This window comes from Pseudomonas sp. GW821-FHT07F01 (assembly GCF_059418825.1).
Map to the genome: position 1 here is coordinate 686,463 of NZ_JBWKQO010000005.1, position 25,872 is coordinate 712,334.

The 25,872-nt window shown below is 63.2% G+C and carries 23 protein-coding genes; 9 read left to right on the plus strand and 14 right to left on the minus strand.

Annotation, left to right across the window (positions count from 1 at the left end; all coding sequences use genetic code 11):
- Positions 1–4: 4 nt before the first annotated feature.
- Entirely contained in the window at positions 5–1,003 is a 999-nt protein-coding gene (locus tag AC07R1_RS21595; protein ID WP_019094597.1) for an AraC family transcriptional regulator, read from the minus strand.
- Between the two features lie 333 nt (positions 1,004–1,336).
- Here AC07R1_RS21595 and AC07R1_RS21600 point away from each other — a divergent pair, with 333 nt between their 5' ends.
- Complete coding sequence (locus tag AC07R1_RS21600) at positions 1,337–2,668, plus strand: dicarboxylate/amino acid:cation symporter (RefSeq protein WP_011062730.1); 1,332 nt, start codon at positions 1,337–1,339, stop codon at positions 2,666–2,668.
- Positions 2,669–2,815: 147 nt separating this feature from the next.
- A complete protein-coding gene (locus tag AC07R1_RS21605; RefSeq protein ID WP_495110921.1) occupies positions 2,816–3,997 on the plus strand; it encodes a CaiB/BaiF CoA transferase family protein in 1,182 nt (393 codons plus the stop codon).
- Positions 3,998–4,030: 33 nt separating this feature from the next.
- Here AC07R1_RS21605 and AC07R1_RS21610 read toward each other — a convergent pair whose 3' ends face one another.
- Positions 4,031–4,525 carry a SprT family zinc-dependent metalloprotease gene (locus AC07R1_RS21610; protein WP_011062728.1) on the minus strand — a complete coding sequence of 165 codons (495 nt, stop codon included), beginning with the start codon at positions 4,523–4,525 and terminating at the stop codon, positions 4,031–4,033.
- A 151-nt stretch (positions 4,526–4,676) separates the two neighbouring features.
- Positions 4,677–5,279 (minus strand): Yip1 family protein, encoded by a 603-nt coding sequence (locus AC07R1_RS21615; protein WP_011062727.1) that lies wholly within the window; start codon positions 5,277–5,279, stop codon positions 4,677–4,679.
- A gap of 291 nt (positions 5,280–5,570) precedes the next feature.
- On the opposite strand from AC07R1_RS21615, the gene ttcA reads away from it, so the two are divergent.
- Complete coding sequence (ttcA, locus tag AC07R1_RS21620; RefSeq protein WP_011062726.1) at positions 5,571–6,395, plus strand: tRNA 2-thiocytidine(32) synthetase TtcA; 825 nt, start codon at positions 5,571–5,573, stop codon at positions 6,393–6,395.
- Between the two features lie 44 nt (positions 6,396–6,439).
- Here the strand turns inward: ttcA and AC07R1_RS21625 are convergent, their stop codons facing one another.
- The 7 genes from AC07R1_RS21625 to arsC form a co-directional block, all read right to left on the minus strand.
- Positions 6,440–7,975 (minus strand): ArnT family glycosyltransferase, encoded by a 1,536-nt coding sequence (locus AC07R1_RS21625; RefSeq protein ID WP_053153279.1) that lies wholly within the window; start codon positions 7,973–7,975, stop codon positions 6,440–6,442.
- Positions 7,976–8,088: 113 nt separating this feature from the next.
- Positions 8,089–9,840, minus strand: a complete 1,752-nt coding sequence (gene arnT / locus AC07R1_RS21630; RefSeq protein WP_495110922.1) for a lipid IV(A) 4-amino-4-deoxy-L-arabinosyltransferase — start codon at positions 9,838–9,840, stop codon at positions 8,089–8,091.
- Positions 9,841–10,084: 244 nt separating this feature from the next.
- Positions 10,085–10,750 (minus strand): lipopolysaccharide core heptose(II)-phosphate phosphatase PmrG, encoded by a 666-nt coding sequence (pmrG, locus tag AC07R1_RS21635; RefSeq protein WP_065365414.1) that lies wholly within the window; start codon positions 10,748–10,750, stop codon positions 10,085–10,087.
- Positions 10,751–11,203: 453 nt separating this feature from the next.
- Positions 11,204–11,875, minus strand: a complete 672-nt coding sequence (locus AC07R1_RS21640) for a DNA-3-methyladenine glycosylase I (RefSeq protein ID WP_011062722.1) — start codon at positions 11,873–11,875, stop codon at positions 11,204–11,206.
- Positions 11,876–11,977: 102 nt separating this feature from the next.
- Positions 11,978–12,400 (minus strand): DUF2069 domain-containing protein, encoded by a 423-nt coding sequence (locus AC07R1_RS21645; RefSeq protein WP_077934632.1) that lies wholly within the window; start codon positions 12,398–12,400, stop codon positions 11,978–11,980.
- On the minus strand, positions 12,393–12,998 hold the full coding sequence (gene wrbA / locus AC07R1_RS21650; protein WP_041752480.1) for an NAD(P)H:quinone oxidoreductase: 606 nt from the start codon (positions 12,996–12,998) through the stop codon (positions 12,393–12,395). The genes AC07R1_RS21645 and wrbA overlap by 8 nt, the downstream gene beginning before the upstream one ends.
- The gene (gene arsC, locus AC07R1_RS21655; protein ID WP_495110923.1) at positions 12,995–13,348 is read right to left on the minus strand and encodes an arsenate reductase (glutaredoxin); all 354 of its coding nucleotides are present in this window, start codon (positions 13,346–13,348) and stop codon (positions 12,995–12,997) included. Before arsC ends, wrbA begins: the two co-directional genes overlap by 4 nt.
- A 139-nt stretch (positions 13,349–13,487) precedes the next feature.
- Between arsC and AC07R1_RS21660 the strand changes: the two genes are divergently transcribed.
- Entirely contained in the window at positions 13,488–13,952 is a 465-nt protein-coding gene (locus AC07R1_RS21660; RefSeq protein WP_011062718.1) for a TlpA disulfide reductase family protein, read from the plus strand.
- A 143-nt stretch (positions 13,953–14,095) separates the two neighbouring features.
- Here AC07R1_RS21660 and AC07R1_RS21665 read toward each other — a convergent pair whose 3' ends face one another.
- The 4 genes from AC07R1_RS21665 to AC07R1_RS21680 form a co-directional block, all read right to left on the minus strand.
- Positions 14,096–14,500, minus strand: coding sequence for an META domain-containing protein (locus tag AC07R1_RS21665; protein ID WP_401020405.1), 405 nt, complete (start codon positions 14,498–14,500; stop codon positions 14,096–14,098).
- A complete protein-coding gene (locus AC07R1_RS21670; protein WP_011062716.1) occupies positions 14,497–14,934 on the minus strand; it encodes a hypothetical protein in 438 nt (145 codons plus the stop codon). The genes AC07R1_RS21665 and AC07R1_RS21670 overlap by 4 nt, the downstream gene beginning before the upstream one ends.
- Positions 14,935–15,024: 90 nt before the next feature.
- Complete coding sequence (locus tag AC07R1_RS21675) at positions 15,025–16,014, minus strand: 2-hydroxyacid dehydrogenase (protein ID WP_011062715.1); 990 nt, start codon at positions 16,012–16,014, stop codon at positions 15,025–15,027.
- A gap of 63 nt (positions 16,015–16,077) precedes the next feature.
- Complete coding sequence (locus tag AC07R1_RS21680; protein WP_495110924.1) at positions 16,078–18,831, minus strand: response regulator; 2,754 nt, start codon at positions 18,829–18,831, stop codon at positions 16,078–16,080.
- Between the two features lie 219 nt (positions 18,832–19,050).
- Between AC07R1_RS21680 and AC07R1_RS21685 the strand changes: the two genes are divergently transcribed.
- The 5 genes from AC07R1_RS21685 to relA all read left to right on the plus strand — a co-directional run bounded on the left by AC07R1_RS21685 (position 19,051) and on the right by relA (position 25,853).
- On the plus strand, positions 19,051–19,773 hold the full coding sequence (locus AC07R1_RS21685; protein WP_011062713.1) for a response regulator transcription factor: 723 nt from the start codon (positions 19,051–19,053) through the stop codon (positions 19,771–19,773).
- Positions 19,760–21,115, plus strand: coding sequence for a sensor histidine kinase (locus AC07R1_RS21690; RefSeq protein WP_011062712.1), 1,356 nt, complete (start codon positions 19,760–19,762; stop codon positions 21,113–21,115). The genes AC07R1_RS21685 and AC07R1_RS21690 overlap by 14 nt, the downstream gene beginning before the upstream one ends.
- A 117-nt stretch (positions 21,116–21,232) precedes the next feature.
- Positions 21,233–22,135, plus strand: a complete 903-nt coding sequence (gene cysM / locus AC07R1_RS21695; protein WP_011062711.1) for a cysteine synthase CysM — start codon at positions 21,233–21,235, stop codon at positions 22,133–22,135.
- Entirely contained in the window at positions 22,135–23,487 is a 1,353-nt protein-coding gene (gene rlmD, locus AC07R1_RS21700; protein ID WP_495110925.1) for a 23S rRNA (uracil(1939)-C(5))-methyltransferase RlmD, read from the plus strand. The genes cysM and rlmD overlap by 1 nt, the downstream gene beginning before the upstream one ends.
- 122 nt (positions 23,488–23,609) lie before the next feature.
- Positions 23,610–25,853 carry a GTP diphosphokinase gene (gene relA, locus AC07R1_RS21705; RefSeq protein ID WP_065365418.1) on the plus strand — a complete coding sequence of 748 codons (2,244 nt, stop codon included), beginning with the start codon at positions 23,610–23,612 and terminating at the stop codon, positions 25,851–25,853.
- The last annotated feature ends 19 nt before the right edge of the window (positions 25,854–25,872 follow it).

The following is a 25,872-nucleotide window of genomic DNA, read 5'->3' on the forward strand; positions in this document are numbered from 1 at the left end:
GGGGCTACTGTTCCCGGGCGCGGTAGGCGCCCGGGGTCAGGCCGGTCCATTTCTTGAACGCCCGGTGAAAGGCCGAGGGCTCGGAAAAACCCAGTTGTTCGGCGATCTGTTGCAATGACAGGTCGGCCCGGCCGAGGTGGTAGATGGCAATGTCGCGGCGCAGCTCATCCTTCAGCTCCTGAAAGCTCGAACCTTCTTCGCGCAGATGCCGGCGCAGGGTCTGCGGGCTGACGTGCAGGTGCTGGGCGACGCTTTCCAGGTCGGGCCAGTGCTCGCGGTCGCGACTGAGCAGGCGGCGCAGCTGGCTGCTGAGGCTGTCGCCTTCATCCGGGCGCGACAACAGGTCGGCGGGAGAGCGTTCGAGAAAGTGCTTGAGGGTGCGTTCGTCCTGCAGCAGCGGCATGCCCAGGTAGCGACTGTGGAACAGCAGGCTGCTGCGTTCCCGGGTGAACTGCAGCGGGCAAGGGAAAAGCAGGTCGTATTCCGCGCCGTGATCGGGCTTGGGGTAGCTGAAGCAGGCCTGCTCCAGGCGGATGCGCTGGCCAATCAACCAACTGCCGAGGCGATGCCAGATCACCAGCAGGCTCTCGCTGAGAAAGTGCTCGGGATCCCATAGCTCGGAATCATCCAGGCTCAGCCGGGCCATTTCTCCTTCACGCGTCAGACTCAGACGCGGGGCTTCCGGAAACAGGCTATAAAATAATAAGCCGCGATTGAGTGCTTTTTCCAAGGTACGGCAGTGGATCAGCGCGTGGCACATCATGGCGAAGGTCCCGCGCTTGCTGGGGCCATGGCCGAACCCGAGGTACTCGTCATCCAGCTCCAGCCACAGTTGCTGCAATAGACGGGTGAATTGCTCGGGGGCGATACGGGCCTTGGGTTGGTTCAGCAGTTCGGGGCTGATGCCCAACTGATGCAGCAGGGGCGCGTAGTCATAGCCGTGCCGGCGTGCTCCGCCCAGGGCGGCACGGGCAAAGTGGCTGGCGATGGTGCGTTCGCGCATGCAGGCAGGTCCGTCCATTGAGTGGCGGATCTTAGCCAGCCCCCAGGAAGGGAACAAGGCGGATATCCGCCAAATTGTAGGACGAGAGAGGGTGAGTGGGCGGAAATCCGCCAGCTTCAGCCTGCGCAACGGATGCAAGGATCAGCTCGCACCCCTGATGTCTAAAGGCCTGCAAGGCTTTTTCACAAGGTGGCACGGGCTTTGCGATAGAGCCGGAAGATCTGCCAGCACGCAGCTCGACACAACAAATCCCTCCAGCGCAGGAGGGTTCGCACTTTAGGCACCGCATGCATCGACGGAAAGTGCATGCCGGGGCTCTTGAGGAAACTTGCAATGACGACTCGTCAGCCACTGTACAAATCCCTGTATTTCCAGGTGATCGTTGCCATCGCCATCGGCATCCTGCTCGGCCACTTCTACCCTCAGACCGGCGTGGCTCTCAAGCCCCTGGGTGACGGCTTCATCAAACTGATCAAGATGGTCATCGCTCCGATCATTTTCTGTACCGTGGTGAGTGGTATCGCCGGCATGCAGAACATGAAGTCGGTGGGCAAGACCGGCGGCTATGCGCTGCTGTACTTCGAAATCGTCTCCACCATCGCCCTGCTGATCGGCCTGATCGTGGTCAACGTGGTGCAGCCGGGGGCCGGCATGCACATCGACGCTTCGACCCTGGACGCCTCGAAAGTTGCAGCCTACGTGACTGCCGGTAATGACCAGAGCATCGTCGGCTTCATCCTCAACATCATCCCGGCCACCATCGTCGGCGCCTTCGCCAATGGCGATATCCTGCAGGTGCTGATGTTCTCCGTGGTGTTCGGTTTCGCCCTGCATCGCCTGGGCGCCTACGGCAAGCCGGTGCTGGATTTCATCGACCGTTTCGCCCATGTGATGTTCAACATCATCAACATGATCATGAAGCTCGCGCCCCTGGGTGCGCTGGGCGCCATGGCGTTCACCATCGGTGCCTACGGTGTGGGTTCCCTGGTGCAACTGGGCCAACTGATGATCTGCTTCTACATCACCTGCGTGGTGTTCGTGCTGGTGGTCCTGGGGGCAATCTGCCGCGCCCACGGCTTCAGCGTGATCAAGCTGATCCGCTACATCCGTGAAGAACTGCTGATCGTGCTGGGAACTTCCTCCTCGGAATCGGCCCTGCCGCGCATGCTGATCAAGATGGAACGCCTGGGCGCCAAGAAGTCGGTGGTCGGCCTGGTGATCCCTACCGGTTATTCGTTCAACCTCGACGGTACTTCGATCTACCTGACCATGGCTGCGGTGTTCATTGCCCAGGCCACTGATACCCACATGGACATCACTCACCAGATCACCCTGCTGCTGGTGCTGCTGCTGTCTTCCAAAGGCGCTGCCGGTGTGACGGGCAGTGGCTTCATCGTCCTGGCCGCGACCCTGTCGGCCGTGGGTCACCTGCCGGTGGCCGGCCTGGCGCTGATCCTGGGTATCGACCGCTTCATGTCCGAAGCTCGCGCCCTGACCAACCTGGTGGGCAACGCCGTGGCTACCGTAGTGGTTGCCAAGTGGGTCAAGGAGCTGGACGAAGACAAGCTGCAATCCGAGCTGGCTTCCGGTGGTCGGCCGATTACCGACACCCGTGAAACCGATGACCTGGGTGTGGCCGAAGGCCCGGCACCGAGCATCAAGTAAGCCTTGAGCTATATAAAGAACCCGCTTCGGCGGGTTTTTTATTGCCTGGCGATTGAGCGCAACGGTCAGCCCGGCTGACTGTTGCGGTGATTGTTGCGGGCGTCGCGGCTGCCTACTCTGTGGGCTGCCGATCAAGAGGAGAGGGCTATGCAAGGGCCGTTGGCGTCACTCAAGGTACTGGATTTCTCCACCCTGCTGCCGGGGCCCTTCGCCTCGTTGCTGCTGGCGGACATGGGCGCCGAGGTCCTGCGCATCGAGTCGCCGACCCGCATGGATCTGTTGCGGGTGTTGCTGCCCCACGATGCCGGGGTTTCCGCCAGCCACGCCTATCTCAACCGCAACAAGCGCAGCCTGGCCCTGGACCTCAAGCGTCCCGAAGCGCTGGAGGTGGTGCGGCAACTGGTGCAGGACTACGACATTGTTCTCGAACAGTTCCGCCCGGGCGTGATGGAGCGCCTGGGGCTGGGTTACCAGGCCTTGAAGGCGATCAACCCGCGGCTGATCTACGTCTCCATTACCGGCTATGGCCAGACCGGCCCCTACCGGGACCGCGCCGGGCATGACATCAACTACCTGGCCCTGGCCGGGCTGGCCAGCCAGACCGGCCGCCGCGATCAGGGACCATTACCCCTGGGCATCCAGGCCGCGGATATCGCGGGGGGCTCGCTGCATGGGGTGATCGGCCTGTTGGCGGCGGTGATCGCGCGCCAGCACAGCGGCCAGGGACAGTACCTGGACGTGAGCATGACCGACTGCGTGTTCAGTCTGAACGCCATGGCCGGTGCCGGCTACCTGGCCTGTGGGGTCGAGCCCGGAATGGAGCAGCAGGTGCTCAATGGTGGCAGCTTTTATGACTACTACCGCAGCCGGGACGGGCGCTGGCTGTCGGTGGGCAGTCTGGAGCCGGTGTTCATGCAGCAGTTGTGTCAGGCCCTGGGCCGCCCGGAACTGGCGGCCCAGGGCCTGTCTCCCTTGCCCGAACAGCAACAGGCACTGAAGCAGGCCTTGCAGGTCGAATTCGAGAAACACGATTTCGCCGAGTTGTGCCAGCTGTTCGCTGGCTTCGATGCCTGCGTCGAGCCGGTGCTGAGCCTGGGCGAGGCCCTGGAACATCCGCAGTTGCAGGCCAGGCAACTGGTCAGCCAGGTGCCCCGTGAAGACGGCAGCCGGCAGGCGCAGATGGCCTGCCCGTTGAAGTTTTCCGAGGGGCTGCCAGAGCCGCGGCATATTGGCGCCAGGTTGGGGGCGCATTCCGATCAGGTGCTGGAGGAACTGGGCTACAGCGCCGAGCGCATCGAGGCACTGCGGCGCGAGCGGGTCATCGCGTAGCTGCGGGTTTGCCGAGGCAGTGCTTTAAAACTGTCACTCGACCCTGGTTTCCCCGCTGTAGACCAGGGTTTGCCGACAACGCCGGCACAGATAGCGACGCCCCTGGGCCACCAGTTTGTGGCGTTGGGCGGAGAACGGGAAATCGCTCTCGGCGCAGGGGCAGCGGTAGATATAGCGGGTCACGCTGCGACGCTTGACGTCGTAGGTATGACAACGATTGGGCGGCAGTTCGTACACCCCGCGCATGATCAGTTGCCACTCTTCACCGTGGGGCTGGATACGTTCGCCAAACAGTTGGTGGGCGATCAGGTGTGCCACTTCGTGGGCCACGGTCTGCTTGAGGAAGTCCTCGGTGTTTTCCCGGTACAGCTGCGGGTTGAAGCGCAGCAGGTTCTCGTGCAAATGGGCGACACCGGCTTTCTGGCCACGCAACTTGAGGCTGACCACCGGGCGTTTGAAAGGACGTTTGAAAAAGGATTCAGCGAGTTGGAAACAATCTTCGACGCGGGTATTGAGTTGCTCGGGCATGCTTAACGGCTCTCCAGAGGGAGTGAGTATGCCGCAAACAGGGGGGATTCCGAATCGCCCAGGCGCCGAATGGTCATCCATCCCGCGCCCATAAGAAGGCCGCCTTGCGGCGGCCTGTGCTGGCAGACAGAGGATTATTATTGGTGCGGCGTCAGTTGGTGTACACGGGGCCGACGCCCAGGCCCCAGACAATCACGGTGAAGGCCATGATCGCGACCAGTACCACCAGGCCTACTGCCAGCACTGAGCTGGAAAACAGGAACCCCTCGTCAGACGGGATATTCATGAAGGTCGGCAGCCCGACATACAGCAGGTAGACCGTGTAGCAGATGGCGGCAGTGCCGACGATCATGCCCAGCCACATGTGCGGGTACAGCGCCGCCAGGCCACCGACGAACAGCGGTGTGGCGGTGTAGGTGGCAAAGGCCACGCAGCGTGCCAGGCTTGGGCTGGCATCATAGGTCCGGGCCATCCAGTGGATGAACGCGCCCATCACCGCCACGCCGCCGAGCATGGCCAGGTACGACATGATGGTCATCCACAGGGCGCTTTCCATGGTCAGCATCACCGGCGCGCGATTGCCGATGACCCAGCCGACCTGGGTGGTGCCGATAAAAGCCGAAATGGCGGGGATTGCCGCGAGGATCAGCGTATGGGTGAGGTACATGTGGCTGATGCTTTCCTCGGCATCGCCACGGATGTCTCGCCATTCCTGATCGGGGTGGGTGAAGAGTCCTACGACATGATGAATCATGGTCAGTCACTCCTTTATTGTTGCCATCGCCCCCCAACGGAGCGCTTACAGCCAAGTGGCACAGTCAGTATAGGTCTATATGTGCATGCGACCTTATGTCGCAGTATAGGGAGGAGTTTTCCGCAGATGTGCGCACCTTTAGAGCAAATTGCGCTGTAAACCCCCGGGCTAATCGCTGCTGCATCTGTCATTGCAGCCCCGGCACCGCTGCTCTGCGGCGCTTTCACGGGGCTGGGGTTTTTGCGTAAAATGTCCGGCTTTTCGTCACATACCTCGCGGATTTCAAGAGCCATGGGCACTCTTACGGTCAACCAGAACAAACTGCAGAAACGTCTTCGCCGCCAGGCGGGCGAGGCGGTCGCCGATTTCAACATGATCGAAGAGGGCGACAAGGTCATGGTCTGCCTGTCCGGCGGCAAGGACAGCTACACCATGCTCGACGTGCTGCTGCACCTGCAGAAGGTGGCGCCGATCAAGTTCGAGATCGTCGCGGTGAACATGGACCAGAAACAGCCAGGCTTTCCCGAGCACGTGCTGCCGGCCTACCTCAAGGAACTGGGGATCGAGTACCACATTGTCGAGAAGGACACCTATTCGGTGGTCAAGGAGCTGATCCCGGAAGGCAAGACCACCTGCTCGCTGTGCTCGCGCCTGCGTCGCGGCACCCTGTACACCTTCGCCGACGAAATAGGCGCCACCAAGATGGCCTTGGGTCACCACCGCGACGATATCGTCGAGACCTTCTTCCTCAACATGTTCTACAACGGCTCGCTCAAGGCCATGCCGCCCAAGCTGCTGGCCGATGACGGGCGCAACGTGGTAATCCGCCCGCTGGCCTACTGCAGCGAGAAGGATATCCAGGCCTATTCCGACCTCAAGCAGTTCCCGATCATCCCGTGCAACCTCTGCGGTTCCCAGGAGAACCTGCAACGCCAGGTGGTCAAGGAGATGCTTCAGGAATGGGAGCGCAAGACTCCAGGGCGTACCGAAAGCATCTTCCGCGGCCTGCAGAACGTGATCCCCTCGCAACTGGCGGACCGCAATCTGTTCGACTTCACCAGCCTGCGCATCGACGACAGCGCCACGCCGCGTTTCGTCAATGTGGTGAACCTCTGATCCGATCCTGGTGAATCCGTGCTGCGCTTGCGCAGCACGGTCATTCAGCTCCCCGGCATGCGGGGAATGAAGGCCACGCTGCCTTGCGCCGGTTTCTTGGCCAGGCGCTCACCGTTGGTCGGGGTGGTGCGGACCAGTTGATGATCCTCGCCCAGATACCCCAGCATCAGCGGCTCATCGTGCTTCTGCTGGACGAAGATCAGGGTGCGCTGCGGGTCCCAGTGCTGGCCACTGGTCTTGTCCAGCCAGGCCATGAAGTCCGCGCTGCTGCCGTTGCGCGGGAAGTCCGCGGTTTCTGCCACGTAGTAGAAGGGTGCGCCCTGGTTCTGCAGGTACATCGGCAGTTTGTTATCGATTTCCACCATGACCATCCGCCATTGATTCCAGGGAGCGATCCGGCTCGCGGCAGCCCGGGTATCGGCGCTGAACTGCATCACCCCCCCGCCGCTGTTGCTCCAGGGGTAGGCAACCCCCAGCACCAGCAGCATGACCAGGGCCGCACAGGAGAAGCCGAGGGGCCAGCCACGGGAAACGGGTTTGCCGGCGGCCTGGCGTAGCTGCAGCCGACGGTTGAGCCACCAGGCACCGAGCAACTGAGCGAAGGGCACCAGGGGCAGAACGTAATAGCTGCGCCGGCTGCCACTGGCGGTGAAGAACAGGAACAGCAGCCCCAGGGCCCACACCAGCCAGCGTTCATTGGGTTGCAACTGGCGCCAGTGCCGGGCCGCCAGCCATAGGCCGAGGATCCAGCAGGGCGCCCAGGGCAAGGTATAGGCCGGCAGGTAGATCAGGTAGGTGTAGATCGGCCCGACATGGTCGAAGGGGTTGAAGAAACGCACCACATTCTCGCGAAACACCAGGCTCAGGCCGCTTTCCCCGTAGCTGGGAGCGCCGTACAGGTGCGAGAGAACGAAGGGCACCATGTAGAACAGCGCGGCGATGCTCAAGGCCAGTAACAGGCGCAGGTTCAGGTGGCGTTTCCAGCGCCCCTGGCTCAGCAGGTGTGGCAACAGGATCAGCCCCGGCAGGACGAAGCCGATCAGCCCCTTGAGCAGCGAGGTCGCCGCCAGTATCAGGAAGAACACCGTATAGCGGCCCAGGCGGGTATCTTCCGGGCCGCGCCAGTACCACCACACTGCAGCCAATACGCCACAGACGGTCAGGACGTCGGCCGTGGCCACCCGCGCCCAGAAGGCGAAATAGAAGGTGGTGGCCAGCATCCAGCCGGCGATCAGCCCAGTGCCTTTGTGGAACAGCCGTTCGCCGATCAGGTAAACCAGCCAGATGCTCAGCCATGCGGCGATCACCGAGGACAGGCGCAGCGACCAGTGCCCCAGGCCCCCCATCAGCCAGGCGCTGGCGGTAATCAGCCAATAGGAGGGCAGGGGCTTGTCGTAGTAGGGAGCGCCCTTGAGGTAAGGGTCGAAATAGTCGCCACTCTGCAACATCTGCAAGGCGATGTTGGCCCAGCGGGTCTCCGGCCCCCAGAGTTCACGGGAGCCCAGGCCCAGCAGCAGGATCAATGCAGACACGCCGAGCAGCAGGGCCAGGGCCCCGCGTTCGCTGCGAAACAGATTCATAGATGGATTTCCAGAGCGGCGGTGGGAAAAGTCGCAGCCATCCAGGGCATCGAAGCGTGAAGAAAAGCCAGCGCCAACCGTGGTCGGCGCTGTCGTTACAAGGGTACCCAGGGTCAGGGTTGGCTTTGTGGCAGGATCAGGACCAGCATATTGCCTTCCTCATAGCGCTTGCCTCCGGGCGGCAGCAGCGCCACTTCCTCGCTTTCCACCACGTCCTTGACCCGCATCACCACACCCACCGAACCCTGTTTGCGGGCCTCGCTGACCCACTGCCCGACCTCGGCCATGCTTACCTTGCGCTGCGCCGCATCAGCATAAGCCAGGCCATATTTCAATTCGCCCTCGGTGTTGTACAGCGTCACCTCCGGGCGTTGCAGGCGCCAGGCCAGGGCCGAGGCGGCGCCCAGGTCATTGCTCAGCAGCGTCTTGGTCTGCCTGAGCTCCTCGAGATGTTCCTTGATGAACTGGTCCGGCATCTGGTTATGCACGATGAACCCCGGCATGCCCGCCGGCAGCAGGGCCACCAGCAACCAGATGCCCAGGGCCGGGGCCGCCCAGTACTGCAGCGGCCGGGCGGCCGGCAGCAGGTTGGCGATGATCCAGCCCATCAGCATGATGAACACCAGGGACAGGCCGAGCATCTCGTTGTGGCCGTAGACCGGCCGGGTGAGCTGGATGTACAGCAGGGCCACCATGGCCGCCACGCCGATCAGCAGGTTGAGCAGGCTGTTGATGCGGATGCTCCGGCCCTGGCTGGCGTTGATACGGTCGATCAGGGCGCTGCCCATGAGCACGGCCAGCGGCAGCAGGCACGGCATGATGTAGGTTGGCAGCTTGCCGCGGCTCAGGCTGAAGAACGCCAGGGGCAGCAGGAACCACAGCAGCAGGAAACCGGTCGGGGCCTGGCGCTTGTCTTTCCAGGCTTGCATGAATGTGCCCGGCAACAGGGCTGCCCAGGGCAGGCTGGAGGCCACCAGCAGCGGCAGGTAGAACCACCAGGGGCGGGTATGTTGGGCGTTGTCGGCGGCGAAGCGGCGAATGTGCTCGTGCCAGAAGAAGAAGCGCCAGAAGTCGGGCTCGTGGGCGTGAATGCTCAGTACCCAGGGCAGGCTGATGCCGATCGCTACCAGCACGGCCACCAGCCCGTAGCGCAGCAGTTCGCCCAGACGGCGTTGCCAGATCATGTAGGGCAGGGCGATGAGTACCGGCAACAGCCAGGCCAGGAAACCCTTGGTCATGAAGCCCATGCCACAGGCGACGCCCAGCCCGGCCCATGCCAGCAGGCGTTCGCGAGTGCTCCGGCCGTCCAGGGCGAACCACAGGGCTACCAGGCTCAGGTTGACCCACAAGGTGAACTGCGGATCAAGGTTGGAGTACCCAGCTTGCCCGGCAATCAGGCCGAAGCTCATATAAAGCAGGGCGGCGGCGAAGCTCTTGCGCGGGTCGTTCCACATGCGGCGGGTGATCAGGTAGGCCAGCAGTACGCTCAGGCCGGTGCTCAGGGCCGAGGCAATGCGCACGCCGAACAGGTTGTCGCCAAAGACCGCCTGGCCGATGGCGATCAACCAATAGCCGGCGATGGGCTTCTCGAAGTAGCGGATGCCCATGAAGTGTGGCGCCACCCAGTCGCCACTGAGCAGCATTTCCTGGCTGATCTGGGCGTAGCGGGTCTCGTCGGGAATCCACAGGCCGTGGCTGGTCAGAGGTAGCAGGTAGAACAGGCCGAAGGCCACGAGCAACAGAGGAAGTGCCCAGCGCTGGAGAGTGCTGGTTGTACTTGCGCCGAGGGTAAAGCCGGACGGCGGGGCGCTTGTTCCATAAGCGGGGGGCGGCGAAGTGCGGTGCATTTGTATCCTCGAAGTCATTGGCCGATAGCGATTTCGTTATTTGCTGGGGGGTGCTGACAAAGCGTCAATTTTGTGGAACTGCTGGCTTTTCCAAGTTCGCGAAGTTTCAGCGGGCAGCATTCATTTGTTTGAGAAGTTTTTTCATAAATGCGGCTGTCCGTTTCTTATTAGTACAGAAACTTGTTAAGTCAATTAATTAGCCGGCAAGTGTGTCGCTTCCCCTAATAAAGTCTGTTGGCATGTTGTTAAAAATAGTTACAAGTTACTCAAGAGGTTGATCAAGTACGTGCTTCCAGCTGCCCGCATCCAAGGTTCCCAGTACTTGCATGTGGCCTTGCGGATCCAGGGTGATAAACAGCGAGCTGGTGTATTCGCTGGCCAGGGCGTGCGGGTAGCCCAGCTGGCGTTCCAGGCTGCTGATGCAGTCGCTGTGGGTTATCAGGATCAGATTGCGCTTGAGTGATTTGTGCGCCTTGATCGTCTGCTGGAAATGCTCGTCACAGGTGGCCAGCCAGTCCTGGGTCTGCGCCGCACCGTTGAACATGAATTCCGTCGTTTGCCGGGTACGGGTTGCGGGGCTGCTGATGACATCAGTGGCGGCCATGCCCAGGGTGCGAAAGGCTCGTCCCAGGTCGCTGGCGCTGTGGCTTCCGAGCTGGGTAATGCCATCGGCGGGCCCCAGGCAGGGGTTGGCGGAGCGGTCACAACGCTCGGCATGGCGGACCAGGACTATCACTTCGCCCCCTTGCCAGTGACGGTAGATGTTGGCCTGCTGCATCTGGTTGCCGACCCCCAGGTCGCGAGGCGTGACGGGCCACAGGACAAAGCCGCTGACCAGGATTGCCAGGGCCGCCGCACAGACGCCGCCGACGATTCGCCAGGTTCGGGGGGGCTTGTTGCCAGTGCCGGATTCAGCGGTGTTGAGCACGTGGTGTACCTGAGTAGGTTTTTGCCGAGTGTTGGTTGTTCGGGTTGGAACTGGTGCGCTGAAGACGAACGACATGCAGCCACTGGAGCCCGCACTGCAACTGGGGGCCAATTTAGGTCGGGCCAGGTGGGCGAAGAGTGAAAGCAATGTGAAAAAAACGAATGGGCGACGGCAGTTCTTTTAAAGCCGGACAGCCTTTGTTCAGGTTGTTGGCCCGAACGCTGCTTTGTTATCCGGTTATGCACGTCAGATGGCTTCGGGAGGTTATTCCCGGAGTTTCGTTTTTATCGTTGAGGCAAGTGCGAGGCGAACTTTAGCCGATAAAAAACAGCGGATGAAAAATCCTCGCGTTTAGTTCAGCTTATTGTCAGCTTGGGCTGGAGGACGGGCATGAGAAGGGAGGTTTTCCTGCCCGTTGTTTCGGGCAGGAAGTGATGCCGGGGAGCGGGCGGCTCAGTGATTGACGGTGTAGGCCAGCATTGCCGACAGCTGGCACAGTGGCCGGCCGCTCTCCTGCTGCCATTGGTTGAATACTTCCTGCACCAGGGCCTGGTCGCGTTTGCTGCTGGGCACCTTGTCGATGATGTTCTGGGCATTGAGGGCCGCGACCACGTCCCAGGTGGGGATAAAGGTGTCCTTGCCCACCATGCGCAGGAAGCGCGGGGCAGACAGCCCGCCCATCTGGTTGCCATGTTTGGCCAGGTACTGCCAGAGCCCGGTGATGTCCTGCACCGGCCAGTCGGCGATGAAGGCGCCAAAGCTGCCGTGCTGCTTTTGCACATCGAGGATCATCTGCGCGTTGCGCGGCACGCTCTTGAGCTTGCCCAAGTGGCGGATGATCCGCGTGTCCTGCATCAGCCGCTCCAGGTGCTCGGCGCCCATCAGCACCACCTTGTCCGGATCGAAGCCGAAAAACACCTGCTCGAACGCCGGCCATTTGGCGTCCACCAGGCTGTGTTTGAGCCCGGCGCGGAAAACCCGCAGGGCCAGGGTCGAGAGGTAGCGGTCGGCGCTCAATGCGCGCAGGTAGTCGTCGCTGGCCGGGGTGGGCAACTGGGCTTCCAGGGCCGCAGCGGAACCGAAGCGGTTGAGACAGTATTCATTCAGCCATTTGTAATCGTGCATGCCTGCTCCGGGACGGTCGGGAGGGTCGGAAAGTCTGTTGACCAAGGTTGGGGCCATTGGCGGCATTACAAGTTCCCCGGGGCCGGGGAACCTGGGGCGGATTCAGGCCGGGCTGGCGCCTTCGCCCGCGAGCCGGCGATTAAGCTGGAAGCGCCAGCGCACGTAGAGCAGCGCCGAAGTGAACACGGCCAGGCTGGCGAACATCTCCAGCAGGCCGAACATTTGGCGGTTCGGGTCGTAGGCCGCCAGGGCGCCCTTGATGAAGTACAGGTTGACCACGAAGCACATCCACGAATGGCCACGGGCACTGCCGCTGAGCATGCCGGGGGCCATCAGCAGCAGCGGCACCAGCTCGATCAGCAGGATGACCCAGGGGCGGGCACCGTGCAGATCGGCCACCAGCAGGTAATACCCGCAAAGCAGCCCCACCAGGCCGAAGAAGCAGACCAGGCTGAGGATTCGCATCAGGCGGACCCGGGGCTCCAGCCATTCCACCGGGGGCAGGATCTTCGGCTTCTTAGCCACGGCCGTTCTCCAGTCGCAGGGCGGTTTTCGCCAGACGCAGGCCCAGGGCCCGGCACAGCGCAATCTCGTGTTCGTCCAGTGGGCTCTTGCCATCTGCTCCGGCATGGTGGCTGGCGCCATACGGCGTGCCGCCACCGCGGGTTTCCAGCAGGGCCGACTCGCTGTAGGGCAGGCCGGTGATCAGCATGCCGTGATGCAGCAATGGCAGCATCATCGATAGCAGGGTGGCTTCCTGGCCGCCATGCAGGCTGGCGGTCGAGGTGAACACGCCGGCAGGCTTGCCCACCAGGGCACCGGTCAGCCAGAGGTTGCTGGTACCGTCGAGAAAATACTTCAGCGGCGCTGCCATGTTGCCGAAGCGGGTCGGGCTGCCCAGGGCCAGGCCTGAGCAGTGCTTCAGATCGTCGAGGCTGGCGTACAGGGCGCCGCTGTCGGGGATGTCCGGGGTGACCGCCTCGCATTCCGCGGAGATCGCCGGGACAGTGCGCAGACGAGCCTCCAGGCCGGCCTGCTCGACGCCGCGGGCGATCTGCCGGGCCATCTCGTTGGTCGAGCCGTTGCGGCTGTAGTACAGGACCAGGATATAGGGCGCGCTCAAGGCAGGATCTCCAGCACGTTCTCCGGCGGCCGGCCAATGATGGCCTTGTCGCCGGCTTCGAGAATCGGCCGCTCCATGAGTTTCGGGTGCTGGGCAATGGCGGCGATCAGTTGCTCTTCGCTGAGGCTCGGGTCGGCCAGGTTGAGGGTCTTGTACTCGTCCTCGCCGGTGCGCAATAGCTGGCGCGCGCTGAGGCCGAGCTTGGCCAGAAGGCTGCGCAACTGGGCGGCATCCAGTGGGGTTTCCAGGTAGCGGACCACGGTCGGGGCCAGGCCGCGTTGTTCCAGAAGTTCCAGCGCACCGCGGGATTTCGAGCAGCGCGGGTTGTGATAAAGCGTCAGATCGGTCATGTGCGGGTCGCATCTTGCGTAAGGTGGCGGCTATTCTACCCGCGCGACGGGCACTCCTGAACCTTGGGAGTCGTTAGGTCGCAGCGACCCTGGGTCGACGGTTATTTTTCAAGACATCTTTCAAGACAGGAAACAGCGCATGGCAAGGCAATTGGCGGCGGTATTGGCGATCATCACAACCCTGCTGCTGGGCGGTTGTGGCAATGACTACGGGGTCGACCAGTATGGCCAGAAAGTCGCCGCCGAGCGTATCGACAAGCAGTGGCTGGTGCTCAACTACTGGGCCGAGTGGTGCGGGCCTTGCCGTACCGAGATCCCGGAACTCAACGCCCTGAACGAGCAGCTCAAGGGGCAGTCGGCATCGGTGATGGGGGTCAACTTCGACAATGTGCAGGGTGAAGAGCTAAAGAGCGCCAGCGAGAAGCTGGGGATCAAGTTCACCGTGCTGGCACGGAACCCCGCGGAGCTCTTCGATCTGCCACGCAGCGAGGCGCTGCCGGTGACCTACATCATCGACGACAAGGGCAAGGTACGTGAGCAGATGATGGGCGAGCAGACTGCAGCCGGTGTGCTGGCGAAACTGCAGGCCTTGCGCGGGCATTGAGGGCGCGAGGATCTGGAGCCGCTGCCGCGCAGTGCGAGCGCCCTCAAGTGACGCGGGGGGCCTGAAACTCGCCAGAGATTCATCCAGGAACATCCTGGAGTCCCGTTCGCAGCCTCGCGGGCTCGGCAGCGGCTAGCGCACTATCAGCCTTCTTCCAGCCACCAGCGCAACGGCTTGCCCTCGGCAGGCCAGAACCGCACCTGCTCGATCGGCGAGATGTCCCAGCGCTCAACGGTTTCCAGCGCCTGAAGGAAGCGCCGCTCCTGCTCCATCAACGCCGGTGCACAGAGTTTGCGGGTGCTGCCGACCTTGCCGAAGCTGAGTTTTTCGCCGTCCAGGGTGTAGGGCGCGAACCAGTGGTTGCAGCCGCCATTGCCATAGGCCCGACCGTCCTCGCCGAGGGTGATGGTCAGGTGGCTGTAATCGATCAGCGGACGCTCGCCAATCCATTCCAGGACGTAACTGCGGTCCTGCTGCAACTTCAGCGGCTCGGCGGCGCAGCCCAGCAGGCCGGTCCCCAGCGCCGCAGCCAGCATCAGGCGTTTCATTGGCCGGCCTGCTGGCATTTCGGGCAGCGGTGATGCTCACCCTCGCTACGCCAGCCGAGCTCGGCAATGCGCGCGCTGGCGGCAGGCTTCTGGGCCTTGCTGCCCAGCTTGGCATCCACTGCGAACTCGAAGTCCAGGGTGGCGTCGCAGCTGTCGCAATTGACCTGCCACTGGTGGATCGCCAGTTCGCCGAATACCGGGCCACGCGCCACGGCGACCCACTGGCCGACGGGGTTGATCAAGTGGCGCACGGTGTCCACGGTCAGGCGCATGGAAAGGTCCTTGCTGCCCTTGAGGGTGACCAGAAGCACGTCGTCGGTACGGATCGAGCCACCGTTGCCGGTGACTTGATAGCGGCCGGGCACCAGGGCACGGCATTCGATCAGGGTGTGTTGCGGGTTCATCAGGTTGTAGCGGAAATCGTGTTCGACCATGGGTCCTCCAAATCTGCCGCGTATGCTAGCACGGGCCCCTGCGGCGCAGGTTGCGGGCAGGTGACCTTCGATCAGCCCGTGGCGCGGATTTCAGCCGTGGACCCGGTTCTGCGGCTGGCCAGCTGCCCAGCTGGCGATGTTGTGCAAGGTGGTCTCGGCGATGGCCGCCAGGGCTTCGCGGGTCAGGAACGCCTGGTGCGCAGTGACTATCACGTTGGGAAAGGTCAGCAGCCGCGCCAGCACGTCATCCTGCAGGGGTAGATCGGAGCGGTCCTCGAAGAACAGTTGCGCCTCTTCTTCATAGACATCCAGCCCCAGGTAGCCCAGTTGGCCACTCTTGAGCGCCTCGATCAGCGCCGGGGTGTCCACCAGGCCGCCACGCCCGGTGTTGATCAGCATTGCTCCCGGTTGCATGTGGGCCAGGCTCTGCTGGTTGATCAGGTAACGACTGTCCTCGGTCAGCGGGCAGTGCAGGCTGATGATCTGCGACTGGGCCAGCAGCTCGGGCAGGTCCAGGTAACGGGCACCGAGGGCTTCTACGGCGGGATTGGGGAAGGGGTCGTACGCCAGCAGCTGGCAGCCGAAGCCGGCCATGATCCGGGCGAAGGTCGCGCCGATCTGGCCGGTGCCGACAATGCCCACGGTCTTGCCCACCAGGTCGAAGCCGGTCAGGCCGTGCAGGGTGAAGTCGCCTTCGCGAGTGCGGTTGTAGGCCCGGTGCAGGCGGCGGTTGAGCGCCAGGATCAGGGCCACGGCATGTTCGGCGACCGCATGGGGGGAATAGGCCGGGACCCGTACCACATCCAGCCCCAGGCGCTGGGCCGCGCTCAGGTCGACGTGGTTGTAGCCGGCCGAGCGCAGAGCGATCAGGCGGGTACCACCGGCAGCCAGCTGCTCCAGTACCGGGGCACTGAGGTCGTCGTTGATAAAGGCACAGACCACTTCATGGCGTTCAGCCAGGGCGGCGGTATCCAGGCTCAGGCGTGCGGCCTGGAATTGCAGTTCGATGCCTGCTGGCAGTTGAGCGCCGAGGAAACTCTCGCGGTCGTAGTTCTGGCTGCTGAAAAGAATCGTACGCATGGCTGCATCCTTGTTCGGGGCGCCCAGCATGGCGGCTGGGCGCCGGGCAGGTCTTGCCCTGGGTCAGGCGTTGGTCCGCGCTTCGGCAGCCAGGCGGCCGATGGCGTGGTCCAGTTCATCCAGGGCGGCAAAGGCTTTGGCATCTTCCTGCTTGAGCAGGGTCTCGCTGCGCTGGCAGGCGGCGCGCAATTGCGGCACACCGCAGTAGCGGGTGGCACCGTGCAGGCGGTGGACCCGTTCGATCAGGGCGTTCTGGTCATTGGCGGCCCGCGCTGCCTTGATGGCTTCGCGGTCGGCGTCCAGGGACGCCAGCAACATGGCCAGCATGTCCGCCGCCAGATCGGCCTTGCCGGCGGCCAGGCGCAGGCCTTCGTCCTGATCCAGTACCTGCAGTTCCAGCCCCAGTTCCGGGCGCTCGCTGGCCCGCTCCGGGCCCTGGTTGCGCAGGGCCAGGCCGGTCCATTTCAGCACCACCTGGGCCAGTTGGCGCTCACTGATGGGCTTGGTCAGGTAGTCGTCCATGCCGCTTTGCAGCAGGGCGCGCTTCTCGTTGGCCATGGCGTGGGCGGTAAGGGCGACGATGGGCAGCGGCGTACCGTGTCGCTCGCTTTCCCACTGGCGGATCGCCTCGGTACTCTGTCGGCCGTCCATGCCGGGCATCTGCACGTCCATCATTACCAGGTCGAAGGGTTCGGCCTGGATCGCGTTCAGCGCGGCGTAACCGTTGTCCACCGCCAGCACCTTGGCGCCCATGTCCTCCAGCAAGGTCTGGATCAGCAGCAGGTTGGCCGGGTTGTCATCGACACACAGCACTCGCGGCGCGCGGCTGGAAAGGGTTTCCTCCGGTTCGCTGCGAGCCCGGCGCGGGGTCACCAGGTCGGACAGGGCCCGGCGCAGCTTGCGGGTGCACGCGGGCTTGGCCTGCAACTGGCTGTGAGGGTTGGGCACCGACAGATGGAACAGTGTCTGTTCGGTGGTCGGGCACAGTACCAGGACCTTGCAGCCCAGGTGTTCGAGGTCCCAGATATGCTGGCTCAGGCGTTCCGGCGACATGTCGTTGGTGGTGATGCCCAATACCGCCAGGTCGATGGCCTGTTCGCTCTGGTGCACGCCGGTAATGCCGTTGGTCAGGGCCTCCAGGGTATTGAACGGGGTCACCTCCAGGCCGCAGTCCTCCAACTGGTGTTGCAAGGCCTGGCGCGCCAGCTCGTGGTTTTCCAGTACCGCCACGCGCCGCCCCAGCAGCGGCGGGCCGGGCAGGTCCTCGGCGTCGTCGCGGGTTTTCGGCAGGTTGAGGCTGATCCAGAACTCCGAACCTTCGCCCGGGGTGCTGTCGACACCGATCTCGCCGCCCATCTGTTCGATCAGGCGCTTGGAAATCACCAGCCCAAGTCCCGTGCCGCCGGGTTGCCGCGACAGCGAGTTGTCAGCCTGGCTGAAGGCCTGGAACAGGGCGCGCACATCCTGGTTCGACAGGCCGATACCGGTGTCCTGGATGCTGATGCGCAGTTGCACGCTGTCTTCGTGTTCTTCTTCCAGCATGGCCCGGGCGACGATAGTGCCTTCGCGGGTGAACTTGATGGCGTTGCTCACCAGGTTGGTAAGAATCTGCTTGAGCCGCAGCGGGTCGCCCACCAGCGACAGCGGCGTATCGCGATAGACCAGGCTCACCAGTTCCAGCTGCTTGGCGTGGGCGGCCGGGGCGAGGATGGTCAGGGTGTCTTGCAGCAAGTCCCGCAGGTTGAACGGGATGCTGTCGAGCACCAGTTTGCCGGCTTCGATTTTCGAGAAGTCGAGGATCTCGTTGATGATGCCCAGCAGGCTGTCGGCGGATTTCTCGATGGTGCCCAGATAGTCCAGCTGGCGTGGTGTCAGCTCGCTTTTCTGCAACAGGTGGGTGAAGCCGAGAATGCCGTTGAGCGGTGTACGGATTTCATGGCTCATGTTGGCCAGGAATTCCGACTTGATCCGACTGGCTTCCAGGGCCTCCTTGCGCGCCAGGTCCAGCTCGATGTTCTGGATCTCGATGGTTTCCAGGTTCTGGCGCACGTCTTCGGTGGCCTGGTCGATGCTGTGCTGCAATTCTTCCTGGGCATTCTGCAGGGTGCTGGCCATGCGGTTGATGCCCGAGGCCAGCTCATCCAGCTCCTGGCTGCCCAGGGGTGGCAGGCGGGTTTCCAGGTTGCCGTCCTTGAGTTGCGCCACGGCCTGCTTGATCTGGGTCAGCGGGTTGTTGATTGTGCGGCCCATGCGCACTGCCAGTAGGGCGGTGCCGGCCAGCCCGGCGGCAATCAACAGCAGGCTGGCGAACAGGCTGCGGTAGCCGCGCAGCAGCATGCCACTGTGGGACAGCTCCAGTTCCACCCAGCCCAGCAGGCGGTCGGACTCATCGGGAATCAGGTCGCCGGCCAGGTTGCGGTGCCGGCCGAAGACCGGCAGTTGATAGCGGGTCGCGTCGCTGCCGGAGCGTTGCATCATGTGGCTGCTGTTACCGGCGGGAGGCGGGTTGAGCATGCTGGGGCCGGCATGGGCCAGCAGGCTGCGATCCGGGGCAAGGAGCGATACGGCGCGCACGTCTTGCTGTTCCAGCGCCTGGGTGGCAATGCGCTCGAGCATCTGGGTGTTGTGGTTGCCCATGGCCGGGGCCACCAGGGAGGCCAGTTGTTCCGCGATCATCTCGCCACGCTGCAGGAGCTGGGTCTGCAGGTCCGAGAGCTGCATCCAGGTGAAGTAGCCGCCCAGCACCAAAGCCATCAGGCTGGTTGGCAACAAGGTCAGCAACAGTACGCGGCCTTTGATTCCCAGTTTCTTGAGCACGCAACTCTCCTGCTTCCACGCTGTTTTGAAAGGTCTACGGGCACGTCCGTGATGCGCCACCTGCGCAGTGTAACGATTTGCCGGGGGCTGATCTTGGCAAATTGCGCCAGGGCGGCCGTCGCCTGAAATGCCTGAAGCCGGGCTGCGACCAAGGCACTGGTTGCCGCGATCCGGGCAATCTTGAATAATCGCCCAACTGAGAATCACTTGCAGAAGTCAATGACTCCCGTATCTGTTGAGCCACCACGTATTCTGACCATTGAAGATGACCCGGTGCTGGGTGCCTATGTGCGCGAGCAACTGGAGCATTGTGGCTTTGCCGTGACCTGGTGCCAGAACGGCCCGGAAGGGCTGGGCATTGCCCGGCGCCGACCTTTCGATGTGGTGCTGCTGGATATCCTGTTGCCCGGAATGGATGGCCTGGAAGTGCTCACGCACTTTCGCCAGAGCCATTCCACGCCGGTGCTGCTGATGTCCGCCCTGGGAGCGGAAGCCGACCGAATCAGCGGTTTCCGCCTGGGGGCCGACGATTACCTGCCCAAGCCATTCAGCATGGCCGAGCTGCGTGTGCGCATCGAGGCCATCCTGCGCCGGGTCGCCCTGGACCGGCGACCGATGCCGCCGGTACCCGTCAGCCTGGCCCAGAGCCTGCGCTTCGACGATGAGCGCAGCGACGTGTTCTTTGCCGAGCAATGGGCCGGCCTGACCCGCAGTGAATACCGCCTGCTGGATACCTTGCACCGCAATGGCGACGAGGTGTTGAGCAAGGCCTTCCTTTATCAGCATGTACTGCAACGCGGTTATGCGGCCCACGACCGCAGCCTGGACATGCATGTCAGCCAGATCCGCCGCAAGCTCAAGGCGCTGGGCTACAGCGAGCGTGAGCTGCGAACCGTGTGGGGCAAGGGTTATGTGCTGAGCGCCTTAGATGAACTGGTCTGATCTGCCGGGGCGGCATTCGCTGTTCTGGAAGCTGGCGTGCCTGTTGGTAGCTTTCTGCCTGTTGATGATCTGGCTGAGCTGGTCCTGGGGGCGTTATGTGGAGCAGAAGAACCTCTACCTCTCCGATGAGGCCAGAGCCACCTTGGGCAGCTACGCCCGCGAGGCCGAGCAGGCCTGGAAGGGCGGCCAGAGTGCCGGTGTCGATGCCTGGATCCAGCAGATCGCCAGCCGCGAGAAAACCTGGATCGGCGTGATTGGCAGTGACCTGCAATCCCTGAGCAGCTACCCGTTGACGCCGGCGGAGGCCCAGCGTCTGACCTTCCTGCGTGGTGCCGACTGGCCGGTGAGCCGGCATGCCCGGGGCCTGCCGTGGCTGAAAGTACCCTTTCCCGAGGATCCGTCCCTGGGCAGCCTGGTGATCGAGTTGCCACAACGTTTCATGCCGGGGCGCTACCGGGTGTTCTGGCAGGTGATCACCAATGGGGTGATTCCCGGGCTGTTCACCTTGTTGCTGTGTGTCGGCCTGTATCGCTTGCTGGTGGTGCCGCTGAACCAGTTGCGCGAGCAGGCCAACGCCTGGCGGGCGGAGCAGTTGAACGTGCGGCTGTCCAGTGAAACCACCCAGCGTCGGGACGAGCTGGGCGAACTGGGACGGGCGTTCGATCAGATGTCCGAACGTCTGCAGAGTACCGTGGCGGTGCAGCAGCAGTTGTTGCGGGACCTGTCCCACGAGTTGCGCACCCCCCTGAGCCGCCTGCGCGTGGCCTGCGATGGCGAGCGTGATCTTGCCGCGCTGCGCGAACGCTTGGCGCGGGAGGTCGACGGCATGCAGCGCCTGGTGGAGGACAGCCTGCAACTGGCCTGGCTGGACACCGAGCGTGCGCCACTGCCGCAAGAGCAGATCCAGGTCCAGGCGTTGTGGGAGATGCTCAGCGAGAATGCCTGCTTCGAGAGTGGCTGGTCCGCGCAGCAGCTGCGTTGCGAGCTGGAGGCCGATTGCTGGGTTCGCGGGCACCTCAATACCCTGGCTCAGGCCCTGGAAAACATCCTGCGCAACGCTATTCGGCATTCGCCGGCCGGAGCACGGGTCAGCCTCGGAGGCCAGCGCGACGGCAAGTACTGGCACCTGTGGCTGGATGACGAAGGGCCGGGGGTGGCTGAAGAGGATCTGGAAAGGATCTTCGCTCCCTTCACTCGTCTGGATGGGTCGCGACCGGGGGATGGCGGTTTCGGCCTGGGCCTGAGCATCGCCCGCAATGCCGTAGGGCGTCAGGGTGGGCAGTTGTGGGCGCAGAACCTGGCCCAGGGCTTGCGCATCCACGTGCGCCTGCTGGCGGCCTGAGGCTTGCCCTGGGCTGCCTTATTCCAATAAGCCATAAGGCTCGCACTTTGCGTGATATGGCGCTCGGTCGTTTGCCGGTATGATAGGCGCCCCCGCAGTCTGGATTGCGAATACGCCATGACCTTGCAGTACCCAACCATCGCCGATTGCGTCGGCAACACCCCCCTGGTCCGCCTGCAGCGCCTGCCCGGCGCCACCAGCAATACCCTGCTGCTAAAGCTCGAGGGCAACAACCCGGCGGGTTCGGTCAAGGACCGTCCGGCACTGTCGATGATCACCCGCGCCGAGTTGCGCGGGCAGATCCAGGCCGGCGATACCCTGATCGAAGCGACCTCGGGCAATACCGGCATCGCCCTGGCCATGGCTGCGGCGATCAAGGGCTACAAGATGATCCTGATCATGCCCGACAACTCCAGCGCCGAGCGCAAGGCGGCCATGACCGCCTACGGCGCCGAGCTGATTCTGGTCAGCCAGGAAGAAGGCATGGAAGGCGCTCGCGATCTGGCCGAGCGGATGCAGGCCGAAGGCCGCGGCAAGGTGCTCGACCAGTTCGCCAACGGCGACAACCCTGAGGCCCACTACAGCGGCACCGGCCCGGAAATCTGGCGCCAGACCCAGGGCAGCATTACTCACTTCATCAGCTCGATGGGCACCACCGGCACCATCATGGGCACCTCGCGTTACCTGAAGGAGCAGAACCCGGCGGTGCAGATCGTCGGTCTGCAGCCGATGGAAGGCTCGGCCATTCCCGGCATTCGCCGCTGGCCCGAGCAATACCTGCCGAAGATCTACCAGGCCAGTCGGGTCGACCGGATCGTCGACATGGCCCAGAGCGAGGCCGAAGACGTGACTCGGCGCCTGGCCCGTGAAGAAGGGATCTTCTGTGGCGTCTCTTCCGGCGGTGCGGTGGCAGCGATGCTGCGCCTGTCCCGGGAAGTGGAAAACGCGGTCATGGTCGCGATCATCTGCGACCGTGGCGATCGTTACCTGTCGACCGGCATTTTCGATGCGCCCAACTGATGGCTAAGCACGATAGAGGCCTGCGCTTCCAGCCGGCGGGCGGTAGCCGGGCGCCGCAGATTCCAGTGGGCAAGAAACAGCGTTTGACGATTCAGCGTCTGGCCAACGACGGCCGTGGCATTGCCTTTGTCGAAGGGCGTACCTGGTTTGTCAGCGGTGCCCTGGCCGGTGAAGAAGTCGAAGCTCGGGTGTTGGGCAGCCACGGCAAAGTGGTGGAGGCCCGTGCCGAGCGCATCTTCAACGCCAGTGATCTGCGTCGCCCGGCGGCCTGTGCCCATGCCGGGCGTTGCGGCGGTTGCAGTGTCCAGCATTTGCCCCATGACGAACAGCTTGCCCTGAAACAGCGCATGCTCGCCGAGCAGTTGTCCAAGGTCGCGGGTGTCGAGCCCGAGGCCTGGGCCGCCCCCTTGAGCGGTCCCGAGTTCGGCTATCGGCGCCGCGCCCGGGTGGCGGTGCGCTGGGACGCCAAGGGCAAGCAACTTGAGGTGGGTTTTCGCGCTGCCGGTAGCCAGGACATTGTCGCCATCGACGATTGCCCGGTGCTGGTACAGGCCTTGCAACCTGTCATGAACCGTTTGCCCGCCATGCTGCGACGCTTGAGCAAGCCTCAGGCACTGGGGCATGTGGAGTTGTTCAGCGGTTCGGCCCTGGCGGTGCTGTTGCGCCACATGGCGCCGTTGTCCTACAGCGACCTGACGATCCTCAAGGACTTCTGCGATTTCCATCAGGCGCAATTGTGGCTGCACGGTGAAGGCGAGCCGCAACCCTTTGATCCATCGCAGGCTCTGGGCTACCGCCTGGAGACCTGGGACCTGCACCTGGCGTATCGGCCGGGTGACTTCGTCCAGGTCAATGCGGGCGTCAATGAAGCGATGGTCGCCCAGGCCCTTGAGTGGCTCGAGCCGCAATCTGATGAGCGGGTGCTGGACCTGTTTTGCGGCCTGGGCAACTTCGCCTTGCCGTTGGCCCGACAGGTGCGGGAAGTGGTGGCGGTAGAGGGCGTGGCGACCATGGTGGCGCGCGCGGCGGAGAATGCCGCCAGCAACAATTTGCATAACACGCGCTTTTTTCAAGCCGATTTATCCCAACCTCTGAGCGCTGCCGAGTGGGCTGATGAAGGCTTTTCTGCGGTACTCTTGGACCCACCCCGCGACGGTGCTTTCGAGGTGGTCCGCCAGTTGGCGACCCTGGGTGCCAAGCGGCTGGTGTACGTGTCATGCAATCCGGCAACTTTGGCTCGTGACACGGTCGAACTGATCAAGCAGGGCTATAGATTAAAACGTGCCGGGATCCTCGATATGTTTCCTCAGACGGCGCATGTCGAGGCCATGGCGTTATTTGAAGCGAGCTAGGATGGCTTGTCTAATCCGACTGGTCTTTCGGGAGTGGCGCGCTGGCCCTGCGAGCCGCACCCGAGCGTTGAAGGTCAGCGATTTGACGCATTGAATGTGCGTCGTAGGGAAGGTAAAGCAAGATGGTACAGGTGAGAGCGCACCAGCCGATCAACACCGACGGCAGTATCAATCTCGAGGCATGGCTCGATCATACGGTCAGCGTCGACATGGCACTGGACCGTGAAGCCTTGAAAGAAGCCTGCGAGTTCGCCCGCGAGGCGGAACTGCAGCACATAGCAACGAAGAATCTCAGCCCCGAGGACGTGTCGAGTTTCAGCACGGGCCTGGAGATCGCCGAGATCCTCGCCGATCTCAAGCTGGATCAGGACTCCCTGGTTGCCGCGGTGCTCTACCGGGGTGTCCGCGAGGGCCAGATCCAGTTGCCGGCGGTCAGCCAGCGGTTTGGTCCGGTGGTCACCAAGCTGATCGATGGCGTGCTGCGCATGGCGGCCATTACCGCCAGCCTCAGCCCCCGCCAGTCCCTGGTGCTGGGCACCCAGGCCCAGGTGGAAAACCTGCGCAAGATGCTGGTGGCCATGGTGGATGACGTGCGGGTTGCACTGATCAAGCTGGCCGAGCGTACCTGTGCGATTCGAGCGGTAAAAGGCGCCGACGAAGAGAAGCGCAACCGGGTTGCCCGGGAAGTCTTCGACATCTACGCACCCCTGGCTCACCGCCTGGGTATCGGGCATATCAAGTGGGAGCTGGAAGACCTGTCCTTCCGTTACCTGGAGCCCGAGCAGTACAAGCAGATCGCCAAGCTGCTGCATGAGCGGCGCCTGGATCGCGAGCGTTTCATCAGCGACGTGATGAACCAGCTGCAGAACGAACTGAAGGCCACCGGGGTCAACGCCGACATCAGTGGGCGGGCCAAGCACATCTATTCCATCTGGCGCAAAATGCAGCGCAAGGGCCTGGAGTTCAGCCAGATCTACGACGTGCGCGCGGTGCGGGTGCTGGTGCCGGAAATGCGCGATTGCTACACCGCGCTGGGCATCGTGCATACCCTGTGGCGGCACATCCCCAAAGAGTTCGACGACTACATCGCCAACCCCAAGGAGAACGGCTACCGCTCGTTGCACACGGCGGTGATCGGCCCTGAGGGCAAGGTGCTGGAAGTGCAGATCCGTACCCACGCCATGCACGAAGAGGCGGAGCTGGGGGTTTGCGCGCACTGGAAGTACAAGGGCACCGACGTCAAGTCCGGCTCCAACCATTACGAAGAGAAAATCTCCTGGTTGCGCCAGGTGCTCGAATGGCACGAGGAACTGGGGGATATCGGCGGTCTGGCCGAACAGCTGCGGGTGGATATCGAACCGGACCGGGTGTACATCTTCACCCCCGACGGTCACGCCATCGACCTGCCCAAGGGCGCCACGCCGCTGGATTTCGCCTACCGGGTGCACACCGAGATCGGCCACAACTGCCGGGGCGCGAAGATCAACGGGCGCATCGTGCCGCTCAACTACAGCCTGCAGACCGGCGAGCAGGTGGAGATCATCACCAGCAAGCACGGCACGCCGAGCCGCGACTGGCTGAACCCGAACCTGGGCTATGTCACCACGTCCCGGGCGCGGGCGAAGATCGTCCACTGGTTCAAGCTCCAGGCCCGCGATCAGAACGTCGCCGCCGGCAAGACCCTGCTGGAACGCGAACTGAGCCGACTCGGCCTGCCACAGGTGGATTTCGACAAGCTGGCCGAGAAGGCCAACATGAAGATCGCCGAGGACATGTTCGCCGCCCTGGGCGCGGGGGACCTGCGCCTGGCGCAACTGGTCAACCTGGCCCAGCAACTGGTGGAGCCGGAGCGGGGCAACGAGCAACTGGAGTTGATTCCGCGCAAGGCTGCCGGCTACAAGCCGGGCAAGCGTGGCGACATCCAGATCCAGGGCGTGGGCAACCTGATGACCCAGATGGCCGGCTGCTGCCAGCCATTGCCGGGGGATGCGATCGTCGGCTACATCACCCAGGGCCGCGGCGTGAGCATTCACCGCCAGGACTGCGCCTCGGTGCTGCAACTGGCCGGGCGCGAGCCGGAGCGGATCATCCAGGTCAGCTGGGGGCCGGTGCCGGTGCTGACCTATCCGGTGGATATCATCATCCGCGCCTACGACCGTTCCGGCCTGCTGCGTGATGTGTCCCAGGTGCTGCTCAACGAGCGGATCAACGTGCTGGCGGTCAACACCCGCTCGAACAAGGAGGACAACACCGCGTTGATGTCCCTGACTATCGAGATCCCGGGGCTGGACGCGTTGGGTCGCCTGTTGGGGCGGATTTCCCAGTTGCCAAACATCATCGAGACCCGGCGCAACCGGACCCCCTGATGCCTGTATGAAATGGATG

Bases quoted from the DNA above. Each gene is read 5' to 3' on its own strand.
- AC07R1_RS21600 (WP_011062730.1), top strand. From the start codon at position 1,337: ATGACGACTCGTCAGCCACTGTACAAATCCCTGTATTTCCAGGTGATC.
- cysM (WP_011062711.1), top strand. From the start codon at position 21,233: ATGACCTTGCAGTACCCAACCATCGCCGATTGCGTCGGCAACACCCCC.
- AC07R1_RS21625 (WP_053153279.1), bottom strand. From the start codon at position 7,975: ATGAATCTGTTTCGCAGCGAACGCGGGGCCCTGGCCCTGCTGCTCGGC.
- AC07R1_RS21640 (WP_011062722.1), bottom strand. From the start codon at position 11,875: ATGCACGATTACAAATGGCTGAATGAATACTGTCTCAACCGCTTCGGT.
- AC07R1_RS21670 (WP_011062716.1), bottom strand. From the start codon at position 14,934: ATGGTCGAACACGATTTCCGCTACAACCTGATGAACCCGCAACACACC.
- AC07R1_RS21675 (WP_011062715.1), bottom strand. From the start codon at position 16,014: ATGCGTACGATTCTTTTCAGCAGCCAGAACTACGACCGCGAGAGTTTC.
- AC07R1_RS21610 (WP_011062728.1), bottom strand. From the start codon at position 4,525: ATGCCCGAGCAACTCAATACCCGCGTCGAAGATTGTTTCCAACTCGCT.
- arnT (WP_495110922.1), bottom strand. From the start codon at position 9,840: ATGACTTCGAGGATACAAATGCACCGCACTTCGCCGCCCCCCGCTTAT.
- ttcA (WP_011062726.1), top strand. From the start codon at position 5,571: ATGGGCACTCTTACGGTCAACCAGAACAAACTGCAGAAACGTCTTCGC.
- arsC (WP_495110923.1), bottom strand. From the start codon at position 13,348: ATGACCGATCTGACGCTTTATCACAACCCGCGCTGCTCGAAATCCCGC.
- AC07R1_RS21685 (WP_011062713.1), top strand. From the start codon at position 19,051: ATGACTCCCGTATCTGTTGAGCCACCACGTATTCTGACCATTGAAGAT.
- relA (WP_065365418.1), top strand. From the start codon at position 23,610: ATGGTACAGGTGAGAGCGCACCAGCCGATCAACACCGACGGCAGTATC.
- AC07R1_RS21605 (WP_495110921.1), top strand. From the start codon at position 2,816: ATGCAAGGGCCGTTGGCGTCACTCAAGGTACTGGATTTCTCCACCCTG.
- AC07R1_RS21615 (WP_011062727.1), bottom strand. From the start codon at position 5,279: ATGATTCATCATGTCGTAGGACTCTTCACCCACCCCGATCAGGAATGG.
- AC07R1_RS21660 (WP_011062718.1), top strand. From the start codon at position 13,488: ATGGCAAGGCAATTGGCGGCGGTATTGGCGATCATCACAACCCTGCTG.
- rlmD (WP_495110925.1), top strand. From the start codon at position 22,135: ATGGCTAAGCACGATAGAGGCCTGCGCTTCCAGCCGGCGGGCGGTAGC.
- AC07R1_RS21665 (WP_401020405.1), bottom strand. From the start codon at position 14,500: ATGAAACGCCTGATGCTGGCTGCGGCGCTGGGGACCGGCCTGCTGGGC.
- AC07R1_RS21690 (WP_011062712.1), top strand. From the start codon at position 19,760: ATGAACTGGTCTGATCTGCCGGGGCGGCATTCGCTGTTCTGGAAGCTG.
- AC07R1_RS21595 (WP_019094597.1), bottom strand. From the start codon at position 1,003: ATGCGCGAACGCACCATCGCCAGCCACTTTGCCCGTGCCGCCCTGGGC.